This window comes from Onishia taeanensis, from assembly GCF_900100755.1.
Lineage (GTDB): Bacteria > Pseudomonadota > Gammaproteobacteria > Pseudomonadales > Halomonadaceae > Onishia > Onishia taeanensis.
This window is the reverse complement of sequence record NZ_FNCI01000001.1, coordinates 491,355-508,220: the sequence shown is the minus strand read 5'-3', so window position 1 is coordinate 508,220 and position 16,866 is coordinate 491,355. Positions and strand designations below refer to the sequence as shown.

Annotated in this window: 16 protein-coding genes; 6 read left to right on the top strand and 10 right to left on the bottom strand. The window is 62.8% G+C overall.

The annotated features are described in order from the left end of the window. Positions 1–126: 126 nt before the first annotated feature. Both BLR71_RS02400 and BLR71_RS02395 read right to left on the bottom strand, forming a co-directional pair. Positions 127–768: a thiopurine S-methyltransferase gene (locus tag BLR71_RS02400; RefSeq protein WP_092522688.1), complete on the bottom strand. Its 642-nt coding sequence runs from the start codon at positions 766–768 to the stop codon at positions 127–129. Positions 769–840: 72 nt separating this feature from the next. Next, on the bottom strand, positions 841–1,464 hold the full coding sequence (locus BLR71_RS02395) for a TIGR04211 family SH3 domain-containing protein (protein ID WP_092522686.1): 624 nt from the start codon (positions 1,462–1,464) through the stop codon (positions 841–843). Positions 1,465–1,871: 407 nt separating this feature from the next. On the opposite strand from BLR71_RS02395, the gene miaB reads away from it, so the two are divergent. From miaB to lnt, 5 genes are all read left to right on the top strand, one after another. Continuing rightward, the gene (gene miaB, locus BLR71_RS02390) at positions 1,872–3,221 is read left to right on the top strand and encodes a tRNA (N6-isopentenyl adenosine(37)-C2)-methylthiotransferase MiaB (RefSeq protein ID WP_092522684.1); all 1,350 of its coding nucleotides are present in this window, start codon (positions 1,872–1,874) and stop codon (positions 3,219–3,221) included. Between the two features lie 132 nt (positions 3,222–3,353). After that, on the top strand, positions 3,354–4,457 hold the full coding sequence (locus BLR71_RS02385) for a PhoH family protein (RefSeq protein WP_092522682.1): 1,104 nt from the start codon (positions 3,354–3,356) through the stop codon (positions 4,455–4,457). Next, complete coding sequence (ybeY, locus tag BLR71_RS02380) at positions 4,454–4,981, top strand: rRNA maturation RNase YbeY (protein WP_092522680.1); 528 nt, start codon at positions 4,454–4,456, stop codon at positions 4,979–4,981. The genes BLR71_RS02385 and ybeY overlap by 4 nt, the downstream gene beginning before the upstream one ends. Then, positions 4,978–5,859 carry an HlyC/CorC family transporter gene (locus BLR71_RS02375; RefSeq protein WP_092522678.1) on the top strand — a complete coding sequence of 294 codons (882 nt, stop codon included), beginning with the start codon at positions 4,978–4,980 and terminating at the stop codon, positions 5,857–5,859. The genes ybeY and BLR71_RS02375 overlap by 4 nt, the downstream gene beginning before the upstream one ends. Before the next feature lie 56 nt (positions 5,860–5,915). Beyond that, positions 5,916–7,388 (top strand): apolipoprotein N-acyltransferase, encoded by a 1,473-nt coding sequence (lnt, locus tag BLR71_RS02370; RefSeq protein ID WP_092522676.1) that lies wholly within the window; start codon positions 5,916–5,918, stop codon positions 7,386–7,388. A gap of 168 nt (positions 7,389–7,556) precedes the next feature. On the opposite strand, the gene phaC is transcribed toward lnt, so the two are convergent. From phaC to prmB, 5 genes are all read right to left on the bottom strand, one after another. Continuing rightward, on the bottom strand, positions 7,557–9,386 hold the full coding sequence (phaC, locus tag BLR71_RS02365; RefSeq protein ID WP_092522674.1) for a class I poly(R)-hydroxyalkanoic acid synthase: 1,830 nt from the start codon (positions 9,384–9,386) through the stop codon (positions 7,557–7,559). 288 nt (positions 9,387–9,674) lie between these two features. After that, positions 9,675–10,289, bottom strand: a complete 615-nt coding sequence (locus BLR71_RS18040) for a phasin family protein (protein WP_092522843.1) — start codon at positions 10,287–10,289, stop codon at positions 9,675–9,677. 97 nt (positions 10,290–10,386) lie between these two features. Next, positions 10,387–10,785: a hypothetical protein gene (locus tag BLR71_RS02355; RefSeq protein ID WP_092522672.1), complete on the bottom strand. Its 399-nt coding sequence runs from the start codon at positions 10,783–10,785 to the stop codon at positions 10,387–10,389. 69 nt (positions 10,786–10,854) lie between these two features. After that, complete coding sequence (gene aroC / locus BLR71_RS02350) at positions 10,855–11,940, bottom strand: chorismate synthase (protein WP_092522670.1); 1,086 nt, start codon at positions 11,938–11,940, stop codon at positions 10,855–10,857. 31 nt (positions 11,941–11,971) lie between these two features. Next, positions 11,972–12,889: a 50S ribosomal protein L3 N(5)-glutamine methyltransferase gene (gene prmB / locus BLR71_RS02345; protein ID WP_092522841.1), complete on the bottom strand. Its 918-nt coding sequence runs from the start codon at positions 12,887–12,889 to the stop codon at positions 11,972–11,974. Between the two features lie 170 nt (positions 12,890–13,059). Between prmB and BLR71_RS02340 the strand changes: the two genes are divergently transcribed. Beyond that, positions 13,060–13,644 (top strand): Smr/MutS family protein, encoded by a 585-nt coding sequence (locus BLR71_RS02340; RefSeq protein ID WP_092522668.1) that lies wholly within the window; start codon positions 13,060–13,062, stop codon positions 13,642–13,644. Positions 13,645–13,736: 92 nt separating this feature from the next. Here BLR71_RS02340 and BLR71_RS02335 read toward each other — a convergent pair whose 3' ends face one another. The 3 genes from BLR71_RS02335 to BLR71_RS02325 are packed head-to-tail and all read right to left on the bottom strand — an operon-like array spanning position 13,737 to position 16,631. Further along, positions 13,737–14,852 (bottom strand): patatin-like phospholipase family protein, encoded by a 1,116-nt coding sequence (locus BLR71_RS02335; protein ID WP_092522666.1) that lies wholly within the window; start codon positions 14,850–14,852, stop codon positions 13,737–13,739. 37 nt (positions 14,853–14,889) lie between these two features. Beyond that, positions 14,890–15,774: an alpha/beta fold hydrolase gene (locus BLR71_RS02330; protein ID WP_092522664.1), complete on the bottom strand. Its 885-nt coding sequence runs from the start codon at positions 15,772–15,774 to the stop codon at positions 14,890–14,892. Continuing rightward, entirely contained in the window at positions 15,774–16,631 is an 858-nt protein-coding gene (locus BLR71_RS02325) for an alpha/beta fold hydrolase (RefSeq protein ID WP_092522661.1), read from the bottom strand. The genes BLR71_RS02330 and BLR71_RS02325 overlap by 1 nt, the downstream gene beginning before the upstream one ends. Between the last annotated feature and the right edge of the window lie 235 nt (positions 16,632–16,866).

The following is a 16,866-nucleotide window of genomic DNA, read 5'->3' as shown; positions in this document are numbered from 1 at the left end:
TCTTGTATAGGCAGAGAGAAAGCCATCCAACAGGCAATGAACAAGGGGTCGGCGATCTAGCAAGCTCAGTCGACAAGCGCGCCTTAGGCCGGCCCTCACCCTGAGACTAGCGTCGCGTTACCGGACCTATTCCCGATCGGCCCGGGGACCACGACGCTGAAGCGACCATACGCTTTCCTGCCAGCCGCTGTCTTCCGGCTCGCCATCCTCGAGGTGAGTCACCTCGAAGTTGGCGCCAAAAAGCTCTCTCACTTCATCGGCCGGCACGCTGTAAGGCGGCCCAGCATCGTCACCCGGCGCGCGGGTCAGGCTGATCAGAAGCCCTCGGGCGCCGGGTGGCATCAGCTGGGCGAGATGGAAGGCATAGCGCTGCCGGGTCGCCGGTGGCAGCGCAATCAGCGCCGCGCGGTCGTAGAAAGCACCGAGGTCGGCTGCCTGCTGGGTGTGGAAATGGAAGAAGTCGCCACACCAGAGCTCAATGCTGCCCTGTCGCCAGATCTCGAAATCGCCCTGGCGATAACGAGACGACTCCCCGCCGGCCGCCACGAACTGCTCGATGGCAAGCGAGGCAAGCTCGATACCCAGCACCGGGTGCATCTGAGCCGCCAGCCAGCGCATGTCCAGACTCTTGCCGCACAGCGGCACCAGCACCTTGGTTCCCGGCTCGACGCCAAGCGCTGGCCAATGGCGGACCAAGGCCGGATGTTCGGCGTCGCGATGAAAGCCGATCCGTCCCTCGCGCCAGCGCGAGATCCACTCATTGTTCATGCCCGCTCCTCTTGCATGGGTTGGGGCATGGGATACCCGCTGGGTAACCCACGGCCTTCCATCAGCGCTTTACTAGAACCAGCGATCGTTTTTCTTGCGACGCCTGGGCAGGTGGGGAATGATCAGGCCAATCAGCAGGCCAGCCCCGGCCACGCCGCCACCGTACATGAAGTAGCGCAGCAGCAGGTCTTCTTCTTGGGTGTCCAGCCGGGCCTGCAGGCCGCGCAGATTTTCCTGCGCCTCGCTGTACTGGTCCTGCAACGCTTGGTTGCGGTTTTCGAGATCACTGATCCGCGTTTCGCGCTGCTCAAGCGCCGCCGTCGTCGAGGCAAGTCGCCCTTCCCACTGCTCGTTGATGCCTTCGAGCTCAGTGCTCAGCGTCTTCACCCGCTCCTGCAGGGCCGGCAATTGGGCGGTAGCGCTTTTTTCCTCCTGAAGATCGGAAGAAAGAATCCACACTTGATCGCCCCCCGGCCCCTGGACCAGCGAGTAGTCACCACTGGTATCGAGCAGCTCGACCGGGTCACCGGCCGTCAGGGTGCCAACGATACGGTAGCCGTCGGTGGGACCGCTGCGCACGAAGGTAGTGAGATCATCCGATACCCAGAGGTCCGGATCTGAGGTCTCCTGGGCTTGGGCCCCAAGCGTCAAAGTGGCCAGGGAAATCCCCAGCATCACAGAGTTGAATGTTCGCATAAGTCTGCCGTCTTTCAGGGCGATGGAGGCTCCTAGGTGCCTGCCCACGCGAAGTTGCTCCGGCCACCGCACGTCCTGTGCGATGGCACTGCGATGAGACCTTATCCCATCCACACTTTCTGTGGATAAGTCTTGGGAAAACCGACCGTGATCGCGTGGTAATCGGCGCAAGGCCTGGAATTGCCACGGATTGTTCAATTTTTAACCTAGCTGTCACACCACGATGCGCGCCGGATTTCCCAACGGCAGCCAGAATACCACAGCCTTGGTGCGCTGGCCGCGCCGCCGCTGGATACGTATAATCTACGCATCTATAGAAAGGGCCGCCCGGCCTCGGGCCCTGCCCGACCTCATTCCCAATTTCGGTGACGGACGCGCCGAGACGCACCCAGTCTCGGCCCATTGTTATGACGAAGAAACTCTTCATCAAGACCCACGGCTGCCAGATGAACGAGTATGACTCCGCCCGCATGGCGGACCTGCTCGGTGACTCCCACAAGCTGGAAATGACCGACGACGAGCGTGATGCCGACGTCATCCTGCTCAACACCTGTTCGATCCGTGAGAAGGCGCAGGAAAAGGTCTTTCACCAGCTCGGCCGCTGGAAGAAGCTCAAGGAAAAGAACCCGGACCTGGTGATCGGCGTCGGCGGCTGCGTGGCCAGCCAAGAAGGCGAAGCCCTGCGCAAGCGGGCGCCCTACGTCGATATGGTGTTTGGCCCCCAGACCTTGCACCGCCTACCGACCATGCTCGATGCCCGCAACAAGAGCGCCGACCCGATCTCGGTAGTCGACGTGACCTTCCCGGAAATCGAGAAGTTCGACCACCTGCCCAAGCCAAGCTCGGATGGCGCCACCGCCTTCGTCTCGATCATGGAAGGCTGCTCCAAGTATTGCACCTTCTGCGTGGTGCCCTACACCCGCGGCGAGGAAATCTCGCGGCCGTTCGAGTCGGTGATGGACGAGGTCATTCACCTGGCCGACCAGGGCGTGCGCGAGATCAACCTGCTGGGGCAGAACGTCAACGCCTACCGCGGTGAAAACCAGCTCGGCGACGAGATCGACCTGGCCGAACTGATCGCCTGCGTGGCCGCCGTCGAAGGCATCGACCGCATCCGTTTCACCACATCGCATCCGGTGGAGTTCTCGGACTCGCTGATCGACGCCTACGGCGAGATTCCCGAACTGGTCAGCCACCTGCACCTGCCCGTCCAGGCAGGCTCGGATCGTATCCTTGCGGCCATGAAGCGTGGCCATACGGTCGAGGAATATGTCGACAAGCTCGAGCGGATCCGCGAGCTGCGTCCGGAAATCAGCTTCTCCTCGGACTTCATCATCGGCTTCCCGGGAGAAACCGAGGCCGACTTCGAAGCCACCATGGACCTGATCCATCGCATCGGCTTCGATCACTCCTTCAGCTTCGTCTATTCGGCACGGCCGGGCACCCCTGCCACCGAGCTCGAGGACGAGACACCGGAGTCGGTCAAGAAGGAGCGCCTGGCGATTCTCCAGGAGCGCCTCAACCAGAATGTGATGCAGATCAGCCGGCGCATGGTCGGCAACGTCGAGCGCATCCTGGTCACCGGCTTCTCGCCGCGAGACCCGGGACAGCTGACCGGGCGCACCGAGAACAACCGGGTGGTCAATTTCCGCGCCCCCAACCCGGCCGAGTTGATCGGCCACTTCGTCGACGTGGAAATCACCGAGGCACTGCCCAACTCGCTGCGCGGCGAATTGGCATCCCCCGCCTGCTACTAGGCCCCATCCGCTCCCATTGTGAGCCGCTGACGACGCCCTGCCCTGCACTGGCGTCGTCACGGGCATTGCCCCCAGCAGGCCCCGGGCAGTAAGCTGCCGTCATCCACCTCCAACGCACGGGATCCTCTCGACTTGAGCCAGACAACCTCTCAGGCCAACCGCATCATCACACTGACCCTCGAGCCCAATGACCCACGTCGCCTGGCTAACTTGAGCGGCCAGCGTGACGAACACTTCAAGCTGATCGAAGAGCGCCTGGGCGTGACCCTGCGCAACCGCGGCAACACCTTCCAACTGGCCGGTCCTGGCGCCAGGTCCAAGGCGGCTGCCAACGTGCTCGAGCGTCTGTACCGTGAAACCGAGGCCAGCGACCTGACGCCAGACATGGTCCACCTCTTCCTGCAGGAATCTGGCCTCGAGGCCATCGAGGAAGAAGAGGATGCCATCGGCGACAGCGATCTGCTGATGCGCACCCCCAAGGCGCTGATCAAGCCGCGGGGGCAGAATCAGCAGAGCTATGTCGCCAGCATTCGGGCTCACGACATCAACTTTGGCATCGGGCCGGCCGGTACCGGCAAGACCTATCTGGCCGTCGCCGCCGCCGTGGAAGCCCTCAATCGCCAGGAAGTGCGCCGCATTCTGCTGGTGCGCCCCGCCGTCGAAGCCGGCGAGAAGCTCGGCTTCCTGCCGGGCGACCTGGCCCAGAAAATCGACCCCTATCTGCGGCCGCTGTACGACGCCCTGTACGAGATGATCGGCTTCGAGCAGGTCAACAAGCTGATCGAGCGTCAGGTGATCGAGATCGCGCCGCTTGCCTATATGCGCGGCCGTACGCTTAACAATGCCTACATCATCCTCGACGAGAGCCAAAACACCACTCGCGAACAGATGAAGATGTTCCTGACCCGTATCGGCTTCGGCTCGACGGCGGTGATCACGGGCGACGTGACCCAGGTCGACCTGCCCAGAGGGCAGAGCTCGGGGCTCATCCAGGTGCTCGACGTCCTCAAGGATACGCAGGGCATTGGCGTCACTCACTTCGCCGCCAAGGACGTGGTGCGCCATCCGCTGGTACAGCGGATCATCGAGGCATACGATCATTTCGAGGCCGAGCAGGAAGACGCCGAGCGCGCGCGTCGCGAACAGCGCGATGCCCGCCGTGAAGCACAGGCCGAGGAGCGTCAGATACGCAAGAGTCAGAGCCAGGGCCCAGCCGACTACGGGGAATCATCATGATCAGTGAACCTCCGCCAGTCATCGTCGACCGACAGATCGCTCTCGAGGCTGACAACGACATCGCGGCACTGCCCAGCCAGGACGAACTGGAGCACTGGATCAGCGCCACGCTTGACCAGCATGAGGGCGAAACGCGCCAGGAAGTGACGGTGCGTTTCGTCGAGGCCGAGGAGAGTCAGACCCTCAATCGCGACTATCGCGACCGCGACCGCCCGACCAATGTACTTTCCTTTCCCTTCGAATCACCGCCGGGCCTGACCTTGCCATTGCTCGGCGACCTGGTCATCTGCCATGCCGTAGTGGTCCGTGAAGCCCAAGAGCAGGAAAAGTCGCTGTCGGCTCACTACGCTCACATGGTGGTGCATGGCACCTTGCATCTGCTGGGGCATGACCATATCGAGGATGATGAAGCCGAGCGCATGGAGGACCTGGAGAGGGTCATCCTCGCTGGCTTTGCTATCCAAGATCCGTATGCCACCGACCATCTCGACCTTGGTTCCGAGGAAAAGAGACCCTACGCATGAGCGAAGATCGATCGAGTAGTCAGAGCAACAAATCCTGGCTCGAAAAACTGTTCACCGCTTTCAGCTCCGACTCCGAAGAACCCAGCTCACGGGATGAGCTGAGGGAATTCCTTCGCGAGGCCGGCCCACGCCTGCGTCTCGATCAGGACGCCCTGACCATTATCGAAGGCGCCCTGCAAATCAGCGATCAGCAGGTCCGAGAAGTGCTGATTCCCCGCTCCCAGGTCACGGCCATCGCCGCCGACCAGCCGCCGGAGGATTACCTGTCGGTGATTCTCGAGACCGGCCACTCGCGCTATCCGGTGATCGGCGAGAATCTGGACGAGGTGAAGGGCATCCTGCTGGCCAAGGATCTGCTGCCGCTACTCATGAAGAGCCAGGAGAATCGCGACAGCTTTGATCTCACCAATATCCTGCGCACGGCCATGTTCGTGCCCGAGTCCAAGCGCCTGAACAGCCTGCTCAAGGAATTCCGCGAGACCCATAACCATATGGCCGTGGTGGTCGACGAGTACGGCGGCACCGCCGGTATCGTCACCATCGAGGATATTCTCGAGCAGATCGTCGGCGATATCGAAGACGAGCATGATATCGACGAGGAAGAGGACATCCGCGACCTGGGAGACGGCTGCTACGCGATCCGCGCCCTGACCCCGATCGAGGATTTCAACGAGCGCTTCGATACCGATTTCTCCGATGAGGAATTCGATACCCTAGGCGGCCTGGTGATGCAGAGCTTCGGCCATCTCCCCAGGCGCGGTGAGTTCGCCGAGCTCGGCGAATGGCGTTTCACGGTGCTCAACGCCGACAATCGTCGCATCCGCTTGCTGCAAGCCGAACAGGCCGAGACGCAACAAGCCGAGGAGAGCCGCACCTGACGCAGGTCGAAACCGAGCCTGAAGGTGCGCCGCATGGACGCCATAAGAGACTGATAATGAGTGAACGACACCTGAGCCCCGCGATCGGCTATCTGCTCGCGGTGATTGCCGGCGGACTGACGACCCTGTCCGCCGCCCCCTTCTCCCTCTGGTGGCTAGCCCCGGTCGCGATTGGCCTGATGTATCTGGGCATACAGGCCCTAAGCCCGCTGCAAGCGGCTCTTAAGGGCTGGTGCTACGGCCTTGGCCTGTTCGGTAGCGGCGCGACCTGGGTCTACATATCGATCCATGACTACGGCTACACCAGCATGCCGGTAGCGGGGATGCTCACCGCCCTCTTCGTCGCGGCACTGGCCCTCTTTCCTGCCGTCACCCTGTGGCTCTATCGGCGCCTCACCGGGCCCAGGCTTGCGGCACTCAGCTTCGCAGGTGCCTGGGTGCTGGGCGAGGTGCTTCGCACCTACCTGTTTACCGGCTTCCCCTGGCTGCTCAGCGGCACCTCCATGGTGGATTCGCCCCTTGCTCCCTGGGCGCCGGTGGGCGGCGTCTACCTGCTGTCGCTGATCACCGCGCTGACCGGCACCCTGGGGGTCGAGGCGCTGCGCCGCCGCTTGGCGCCGGCCGCGATCATTGTCGTGCTATGGCTGGTGCCCCTGGCGCTTCCGGGGCAGTGGACGCGCCAGTCGGAAGATCCCACTCGTGTGGCGCTGTTACAGGGCAACCTGTCGCAGCTGACCAAGTGGAGCGCCGAAGGACAGCGGGACGCCTGGAACACCTACAGCACCATGACCTCCGGCGTCGCGGATGATACCGACCTGATCGTCTGGCCCGAAGCCGCCCTGCCCATGTTCGAAGACCAGGCCATGCCGCTGCTCGAACGCCTGCAGGCCGGTATTGCTCCCGATACGGCGCTCCTCACCGGGATTCTTCAACGCGACGCGGGCGGCTATTTCAATAGCGTGATTGGACTTGGCAATGCCAGCGGCGCCTACCGCAAGGCCCACCTGGTGCCCTTCGGCGAATACCTGCCACTGGAGAGTCTGTTGAGAGGCGTGGTGGCCTTTTTCGACCTGCCAGCGCCGACGATGACGCCGGCCAAGGGCCCGCAGTCGCCCATCCAGGCGGACGGGCTCTCTATCGGTAGCGCCATCTGCTATGAAATCATCTTTGCCGACCTGGTGGCGTCACGCGCCCGGGATGCCGAGATCCTGCTGACGGTCTCCAATGACACCTGGTTCGGCGACTCACTGGGCCCGCTTCAGCACCTGCAGATGGCCCGGCTCAGGGCGCTGGAGAATGGACGCTACGTGATGCGTGCCACCAGCAACGGCGTTACCGCCATCATCGATGACCAGGGCCACATCACCGCACGCGCCCCGCAGTTCACCGCCACCGCCCTCAGCGGCGAAGTGTACGCCATGCAGGGCACAACGCCCTTTACCCGCACCGGCAGCTGGCCTGCCTGGCTCGCCGCCACCCTGCTGGTTCTGCCGGGGCTGAGCCTATCGAGTCGGCGTCGCAAGGCGTAAGCTGGAAGCTGGAAGCTGGAAGTTGGAAGTTGGAAGTTGGAAGCTACCCAGCAGCAGAGTCAGCCTCGCTCAACGCAAACGCCCCCGCAGCTCAATGACTGCGGGGGCGTTATTCTTCGAGCTTTCCGCCATGAAGCGGCGCTATACCAGCTTCAGACTTGACCAGCTTCAGGCCTGGTTGTGGCCTAACACCTCGGGAATGGTCTGACACACGTAGCGCCCCGGCGCCGGCTCGATAATTGAGAGCTCGCCCTCGCCTGGCTGTCTTGCCGCCACCATCTTGCCGGTATCCGCATAGCCGTTATCGGTCATCCAGGCCTGCCAGTGCGGCCACCAGGAGCCTTCGTTGAAGGTTGCCCCCTCTAGCCAGGCGTCCGGGTCGGCCGGCAGCTCGGCGTTGGTCCAGAAGCCGTACTTGTTCTTGTGCGGCGGGTTGACGATCCCGGCGATATGGCCTGAGCCACCGAGCACGAAGGTCACCGGCCCCTTGGGCAGCTGAGTGCCGCCGTAGGTGCTGTTCCACTTGGCGATATGATCTTCACGAGTGGAAACGAAATAGCTGGGGGTGGAGATCTTGCGCAGGTCGATCTTGACCCCGTCCAGTTCGATACCGCCGGGCTCTATCAGGCGATTTTCCAGATACATGTTGCGCAAGTACCAGCCATGGGTACCGGCCGGCAGGTTGGTGCCATCGGTGTTCCAGTACAGCAGGTCGAAGGCCGCCGGCTTCTCGCCTTTCAGGTAGTTGCTGATATAGAACGACCAGAACAGATCGTTTTCCCGCAGCAGATTGAACGAGAAGGCCATGACCCGGCCATCCAGATAGCCATCGGCTTCCAACTGGCGCTCGATGCCCTGCAGCACGGGCTCGTTGAGGAAGACACCGATCTCGCCGGGGTCGCTGAAGTCCTGCAGCGTGGCCATGTAGGTCACCGAGCGAACCTTGCGCCCGCGGCGTGTGCTGGTCAGATAGGCCACCGTCGAGGCGGTCAGGGTCCCGCCGATGCAGTAACTCAGCAGGTTCACCGACTTCTCGCCGCAGGCTCGCTCGATGGCGGCCATGGCCTCGATGGGGCCAAGCTGCATGTAATCGGCCCAGGTCAGGTCACGTTGCTCTGGCCCCGGGTTACGCCAGGAAATCAGGAAGACGGTGTGCCCCTGATCGACCAGCCACTTCACCAGCGAATTGTCCTGACGCAGGTCGAGTATGTAGTACTTGTTGATCCAGGGCGGCACGATCAGCAGCGGCGTTTTGAACGTCTGCTCGGTGCTCGGCGTGTACTGGATCAGCTGCATCAATTCGTTCTCGAAGACCACCGAGCCCGGTGTCGCCGCCACGTTTTCACCGATGGTGAAGGCGCTGCGATCGGTCATCTTGACGTTGATGCCTTCCGCCGAGTTGGCCAGATCCTCGCGCAGCTGGGCGAGCCCCTCGATGAGGTTCTGCCCCTTGGTCTCCAAGGTCAGGCGCATCACCTCCGGGTTGGTGGAGGCGAAGTTCGACGGCGAGATGGCACTCACGTACTGGCGCGCATAGAACGCCAAATTGCGTTTCTGGTCCGGCGGCAAATGATCGAGGCTACCGATCATATCTTCGACCAGCCGCGAGAACAGCAGGTACTGCTCTAGCAGTCCCCGATAGAAGGGTTCGTGACGCCAGGCTTCGTCCTTGAAGCGACGATCATGGCGGGCAGGCTCGATCAAAAGCTCGCTCTCTTCGCCACTCATGTCGCGCAGACCCTGCTGCCAGAGCAGCATCTGATCCTGAGCGAGCTGCAGTTGAGCATTGATGAGCGTCTCAGGATCGCTCACCAAGGCCTCGACGCCGGCCCGAAAGCTCTCGCGCATGTCATCATAAATGGTCTTGCCGGCCTCACCGGGCAGCATCCGCGCCAACATGTCCTGCATCAGCGCCTGATATTCCTGCCCCATCACTTCCAGCTGCTCGGTCCATTCCTGAAGCTCGGACGCCGATGGTGTATGAAAACCTGACTGCATTGCCCACTCCTGTGATCGAAGCCTTGCGATCGAAGCCTTAGTATCACTGGCCCCGTGCGCTCCTAAACCTACCGGTCAAACCACCTGGCTGCCAACGGCCGACAATGGCAGCCACCTTCCCTGACGTGTACCGCTCATGCTGACATCGCTGATGCCTATATAACACGTCCGTCATGTCATGAGGGGTCTATATACGATACGCCCATGGCCGGGAAGCTCGTGCATTTCCCGGCCATGGGCGACGGGCGGCCAGCGCAGCTGGCCGCGTGCTTCTATCAGGAACTACTATCAAGAACTCTTGCTACCACCGGTGCCGCCTGACTTGCTCGCTGACGAGCTCTTGGAAGCACTGGAGGAGCTGCGGCGGCTGGTTGCGCTGGAAGACGACTTGGCTGCCTGAGGGGCGGATTCTGTCGCCTGTTTTGCCGCTTGTGCCGCCTGCTGCGTGGCCTGAGTCGCCTGCTTGGTGGCCTGTTCAGCAAACTGCTGGGTAGACGCGACGGCCTGCTCGGTGGCGGCGGTCACCTGTTCGTGTGCGGACTGTGTCGCAGAGGCTGCCTGCTTGCCGGCGGTCTCGGAGACCTCGGTCAAGACCTTTTCCATCTCGCGCTTGAACTCGAGGCTCAGCTCGGTCATGGCCTCGGCGTCCTTGAGCAGCTGGGTGGAGAGTTCATTCATCATCTCTGCCTGCCGAGTGCCAAAGTCGCGCATTGCCTCTGGATCCTTGGCTTCGGTGGCATCTCTTAGCCGCTCGGTGCCCAACTGGCTGTAGCGCTTCATGGACTCGAGCTGGAACTGCGTCAGCTTCTCCATGTTGTCGAGCATCAGGCCATTGAGCTTGCGCATCGGCGCGAAGAACCCTTCGGCCTGCTCCGTGAACTCGTGAAACATCTTGTCCTGCATGGCATCACCCTCCAAGGGTCATGAATGTGGGCGCGAGCCCTCCTTGCTGCACTGCACAAAGCGTAGCCCCGGACGCACGCCTATGCAATAGGCCGCGCTACTTGCGGTGCGACCGCGAGCTGGCACTGGCCGGCTCATCGGCCGACTTGCCCTTGCCAGTTTTTTCACCGTCATCGGTTTTTTGCGACTTGCTGGCAGCCGCCTGAGCCTGACGCAGCATGTCGAGCATCATCTGCTGATAGTGACCGAAACTGGTCATGCCCTGAGACAGGTTGTCCTGGAAATTGCCCTTGAGCGAATCCTGGAAAGCCGTCGGCATGAAGGGGGTCTTGAGGAAGGGCTGGAGCAGGCTCATGGGGTCATAGCCCTCGACGCCAGCGTCCATCTGCTGCTGGATGCGTGACATCAGCTCGTTATGGAACGCCTCGACATCCGGAAGGCCAAGAGACTGGCGAAATTCGGCAGGCGTGAGGTCAAACTCGAGGTTTATCTTCATGGGCATAGCCAGACTGAGGTATTTCACCTCAGTCTAGCAGCCGGGGGGCCAACACGCGGCCCCGTCAGATCAACGCAGCTGAGGGGTGTCGACGCTGACGTCGAGGTTCTGCGCCCGGTGACGCATCAGGTGATCGATCAGCGTCAGCGCCATCATGGCCTCGGCGATCGGGGTGGCACGAATGCCCACGCAGGGATCATGACGCCCCTTGGTGACCACTTCCACCGGGTTGCCGTGAATGTCGATGGAGCGGCCCGGTAGGGTAACGCTGGAGGTCGGCTTGAGCGCCAGATGAGCGATGATCGTCTGGCCCGAGGAAATACCGCCCAGCACGCCACCGGCGTGGTTGGACAGAAAGCCTTCCGGCGTCATCTCGTCGCGGTGCTCGCTGCCTCGCTGGGCAACGGCCGCGAAGCCATCACCGATCTCCACGCCCTTGACCGCATTGATGCTCATCAGGCCATGGGCGAGTTCGGCATCGAGACGATCGAAGACCGGCTCGCCGAGCCCGGCCGGCACGCCCTCGGCCACCACGGTGATCTTGGCGCCTACCGAGTCCTGATCGCGACGCAGCTGGTCCATGTAGGCTTCGAGCTCCGGCACCCGCTCGGGATCAGGGCAGAAAAAGGCGTTGTCTTCGACCGACGCCCAGTCCTTGAACTCCATGGTCAGCGGGCCGAGCTGGCTCATGTAGCCGCGCACGCTGATGCCCTGAGCCGACAGATAAGCCTTGGCAATGGCACCGGCCGCCACGCGCATGGCGGTTTCCCGCGCGCTGGAGCGCCCGCCGCCCCGATAGTCACGCCGACCATACTTGTGATGGTAGGTGTAGTCGGCATGGGCCGGACGAAACTGGTCCTTGATCTTGGAGTAGTCCTTGGAGCGCTGATCGGTATTCTCGATCATCAAGCCGATAGCGGTACCGGTGGTGACGCCCTCGAAGACCCCTGACAGGATCCGCACCTGGTCCGGCTCGCGACGCTGGGTGGTATGGCGCGAGGTGCCGGGGCGGCGGCGATCGAGATCGCGCTGCAGGTCGGCCTCACTGAGGGGGATACCCGGCGGGCAGCCGTCGACGATGGCGCCCAGCGCCGGGCCATGGCTCTCGCCGAAGGTGGTGACAGTAAACAGCTTGCCGAAGGTATTACCGGACATTGACGTTCCTCAGGGCTCTGGTATCAGCAGTTCAGGCGAAAGATGCCGCGTAGGCGTCGAGTTCCTGGGCGGTCAGCACGAAGACGCCCTGCCCGCCGCGTTCGAACTCCAGCCACAGGAAGGGCACCTCTGGGAAAGCCGCCTCCAGATGATGATCGGAGTTACCGACCTCGACGATCAGCACGCCGTCATCGCTGAGCAGGCTTCTCGCCTCGCGCAGGATGCGGCGCACGATGTCCAGACCATCGGCCCCGGCGCCCAGCGCCAGGGTCGGCTCATGGCCGTATTCGGCCGGCATGGTGGCCAGGTCGCGAGCATCCACATAGGGGGGATTGGAGACGATCAGGTCATAGCGTTGCCCCACCAGGCTATCGAACACATCGGACGCCACGGCCCTCACCCGCGCCCCGACGTCGTGGCGCGTGATATTGGCCTTGGCCACCTCGAGCGCATCGGTACTGATATCGGCCAGATCGACCTCGGCGGTAGGCAGGTGCAGAGCGGTGGCGATACCGATGCAGCCCGAGCCACAGCAAAGATCCAGCACCCGCGCCGGTGGTTCTTCGGGGAACCAGGCGGCGAATCCGTCCTCGATCAGCTCGGCGATCGGCGAACGAGGAATCAGCACCCGCTCGTCGACGTGGAAAGCGGCACCGGCAAAGAAGGCCTCTCCCAGCAGATAGGGCAACGGCCGGCGCGTTTCGATACGGGAGCGCACCAGGCCGACGATGCGAAGGCGCTCCATGGGCAGCAAACGCGCCTCCAGCACCGAAGGATCCACGTCCCAGGGCAAATGCAAGGCACCCAGCGTCAACGCCACCGCCTCGTCCCAGGGAGAGGCGGTGCCATGTCCAAAATGCAGGCCATGGGTGTAAAATTCACTGGTCGCCCAGCGCAGACAATCACGCAGGGTGAAGAGATCCTCGGCGATCTTCGTATCGTCGAGCATCAGGGTCGAATCGGCATCGGGTCGGGAAGCGGCCACGCGTCGTCCTGTGGTTTATCGGATTGATATTCAAATCCTTGATTGTACCCGCCCCAACGCCCGGTTCACAGCCACGGCCAAGCCGCTATACTGGCTCGTCATTTATCCATGCAACCAAATCCACGGGGAGCACCATGAGCCAGCGCCGCGGACACCCGGATGATAGTGAGGTTTCGCTGTTTCGCCAGGCCCTGGCCGACGCAGGCGTCAAACCGATTTCCTCGAACCGGGCCGACCCGGGCAAGCCGAAACAGCGCCGCCAGGAGGCCTTGGCCGAACGCCGTGCCGCCGCCCTCGAAGCCGGCAGCCATCAGTTGAGCAGTCGCACCAGCGATGGCCGGGTCGAGCCCGTCAGGCCTTCCGAGTGGCTGGATTTCAGCGTCCCCGATCTGCCCCAGCGAACCCGCAGCCAGTTGAAGCGCGGCAGCATCGCCTGGGAAGCAGGGCTTGATCTGCATGGCTACACCGTCGACGAGGCCCGTGCAGAGCTCGAAAGCTTCCTTGCTGAGGCCCGCGCCCAGCGCGCCCGCTGCGTATTGGTGGTTCACGGCAAGGCGCGCAGCATCAGCGGCTCCGACGCCTACCCGGTAATCAAGAGCCATGTGAACGCCTGGCTTCGGGAATGGCCAAGCGTGCTGGCCTTCTGCTCGGCGCGGGAACTGGATGGCGGCAGCGGCGCAGTCTATGTGCTGCTACGTCGCCGTGGCGAGAGCCTCTAGTCGGATGCCTGTCTATTGACTGGGGTCGAGAGCCTAAAGTGCGCTAGGCGATATCCCCTAGGCGATATCCCCACCTTATCAATATCCGCCTCTTATGGCGCGGCGGGCTCGCTGTTCTCGGGTCGCGGTTGATCAGTCGAGGAACCGATCACCGGCGATACCACCGGGGTCTCAACCAGCGATGCGCGGCGAGCGCCGGCACGGCTCGCTGCCGGCCCTTCGAGCCGATCGATGGCCTGAGACGCCAGATGCTGGCCCAGCTTGATCAGAGCCTCGGCGCGATGAAACTCATAGGCGCCACACACCGTTTTGGGGATCTCGATCAGCACATCCGGCGGATACCCCGCCACCTTGTACTTGGCCAAGGCAGCCTGGGTGATATCGAAGGAGGCCAGCATCATATCGAGCTTGCCCCAGGCCCGCTGGCTGGCCACCTGAGGGCTCTGGGGTTCTTCACCCTCCTCGAGGCCATTGCCGTTGTCGTTTCCGCTGCCAGAATTGAACAGCCGTTGCGCGCGCCCACGCACCCCGGCCACCCAGCCTGAAAAGCCACGCCCCTCGGCTTCCAGCGCCTCTTCACGGGCCAGTTCCTCAGCCACCTCTTCTGCCGGCAACAACTCTTCCAGGGTGACCGGCCTCGGGCTGTGGGCGGTGGCGTTGACCGCCACCACCAGGTCGGCCTGGGCAGAGACAGTGGGAATGATCGGCAGGGGGTTCATCAAGCCGCCATCCACCAGCACCTGATCACCCACATGGACAGGCGTGATGATGCCGGGCACGGCAATCGAAGCGCGGATAGCCTGTAACAGTGAGCCGCTCTGGAACCACACTTCCCGCTGGCGAACCAGGTCGGTCGCCACGGTCGTCACCGGCAGCGGCAGGTCCTCCATGAGGGTATCGCCGATCAGGCTCCCCAGCTTGCTCATCACCTTGTTGGCGCGCATGGCGCCCATCGGGCTCCAGGTGACATCCACCAGCTTGAGCACATCGAAATAATCCAGCTGGCACACCCAGTCACGATACGCCGGCAGCTGACCAGCGGCATAGATGCCCCCCACCAAGGCGCCCATCGAGCAGCCCGAGATCGCCACGATCTCGTAGCCACGCGCCTCGAGCTCCTCGATGACGCCAATATGCGCATAGCCTCTTGCTCCACCGCTGCCAAGCACTAGGGCGACACGCTTCCCTGCTTTTGCCTTACCGCTCATCACTCCCCCTCCGTACCAGGTGTTGATCTGGCACGCCTCACTTTTCGACTCCACGGCACTCAGCTACCTGCCACCATTGTGCGATGCTGTCGGCCACCTCGGCCAGCGCTTCGCGCTCCAGGTGCAGATGATGTCCGCCTTTCAATACCCGCCGCTCGAGTCCCTTCAGCGCCTCTCGAGCCTGCTTGGCACCCTTACGCTCGCCCAGAATGCCGCTCTCACCTTCGAGCAGTAGCGTAGGCGCCTCAATCGCCGCCAGCATGCCCACCACTTGCTCAGGGCAAAAGCGCACCAGTGAAGGGCGCATTAGACGACCATCGGTGCGCAGCCGCACATGACCATCCTCCAACGGCTCCAGATTACGCTCCACCAGCGGCCGAGCCGAGTCGGCATCGATAGGCGTCACGCCGCCCGCCACCCTGGCCGCCACAGCACTGTCAACATCAGCATAGCGCGGAGACGGTGAGCTGCGCCGCCGATGCCCCAGCAGGCCACGCCGCAACTGCTGCGCGGTATCTTCTGCCGGCGTAGTGAGCGCGCCAAGGCCATCGATCAGCATCAGCCGCTCGACCCGTTCAGGAAGCGCCGACGCCACCAGACAGGCCACGCCCGCGCCCATCGAGTGGGCCAGCAAGGGAGCCGACTCGAGCTCCAGGCTGGCCAGGGCATCCAGCATGTCATGGCAGTAATCCCAAATCGCATAGTCGACGCCGGGCGGATGTCGCCGGGAGCGACCATGGCCGGCGAAATCCAGCGCCACGATTCGTATGCCGAGCCGCTCGACCAGCAAGGGCGCCAGCCGCGAAAAGCTCGCCGCGTTGTCGAGCCAGCCATGTAAGGCAAGCCAAGTCGGCGCACCAGGCGCTCCCCAGGCCAACGCCGCCAGGCGGCCATCGGCCAAGTGCAGTTCGGTCGGGGTCATCAGGAAGGCTCCAAGAGACGATCGAGCGTGGCGCACAGTGCCTGCCGGCAGGCCTCGGGGTGCTCCATGGGAAACATGTGGCCTCCAGGCACCAACTCCACAGGCACGCCCAGGCGTGCAAACCGTCGCCGGCGGCGTGCCGTCAGCAGGTCCGTCTCTCGGCCAACCAACAGCGCCAACGGCACCTTCAAACGTTTGGGAAGCCCCCAAAGATGGTCAGGCAGATGGCGAAAGATCGCCACTTCGGTCTCGGGGGAAAAGGCCAGGCCGACGCCGCCACCCTCATGCTGGCGCACGGCACCCGCCAGGTAGTCACTGAAGGCTTCTGAGGTGAAATTTCGAAAAAGGCCCTTGCGCCGCAGGTCTTCGCTCATCGCCTGATGATCCGGCCAATGCGCCCGCCGCCCCCGGCTGCGCCCCGCCGGCGTGATGCGATCGACAAGACCGGTACGCTTGGCAAGCTTGATGGCCAGTGCATCGAGACCCAGCATCCATGGCGGATCCATGGCGACCACACAGCGAAAACGCTCCGGTGCCTTCTCTGCCGCCATTGCCATCAGCATGCCGCCCAGCGAATGCCCGACGCCGATCACCTGGGTGTCGCCTTCCGGCAAACGTGACAGCAGTTCATCGCGCAGCGAAAGCCAGTTATTGCCGACCGGAAAGCGCGGGTGATGACCGAGCTGATCAAGAGGATGAAGGGCGAAGCGCTCATCCAGCGGTGCCAAGAAACTCTGGTAGCTGCGTCCGGTAAAACCGTTAGCGTGAGCGAAGACCAGCGGCAGCTTAGGAGAGCGCTCGCTGGAAGCGACGGGAGAGGCGTTGCCAGCCCAGTCGGAAGCATGTCGCTGGGGCATGAAATCATCCTAGTCAGTGGAAACTAGCAGGCTAACGGGATTACCATACTCCGCTTAACCGCCACCAAGCCAGTATAAAACGACTGTTTGATTTTCAAAGCATCCATTAGTCAATACTGGACGGTCAGGCGCGCTCGCCGCTCACCTCATTCTGGAGACCACCGTGTCAAAGCCGCGCCCCCCTCGCGACACCCGCCTGCGCAATGCGCTCTTCTTTACTGCCGTGGTCGCAGCA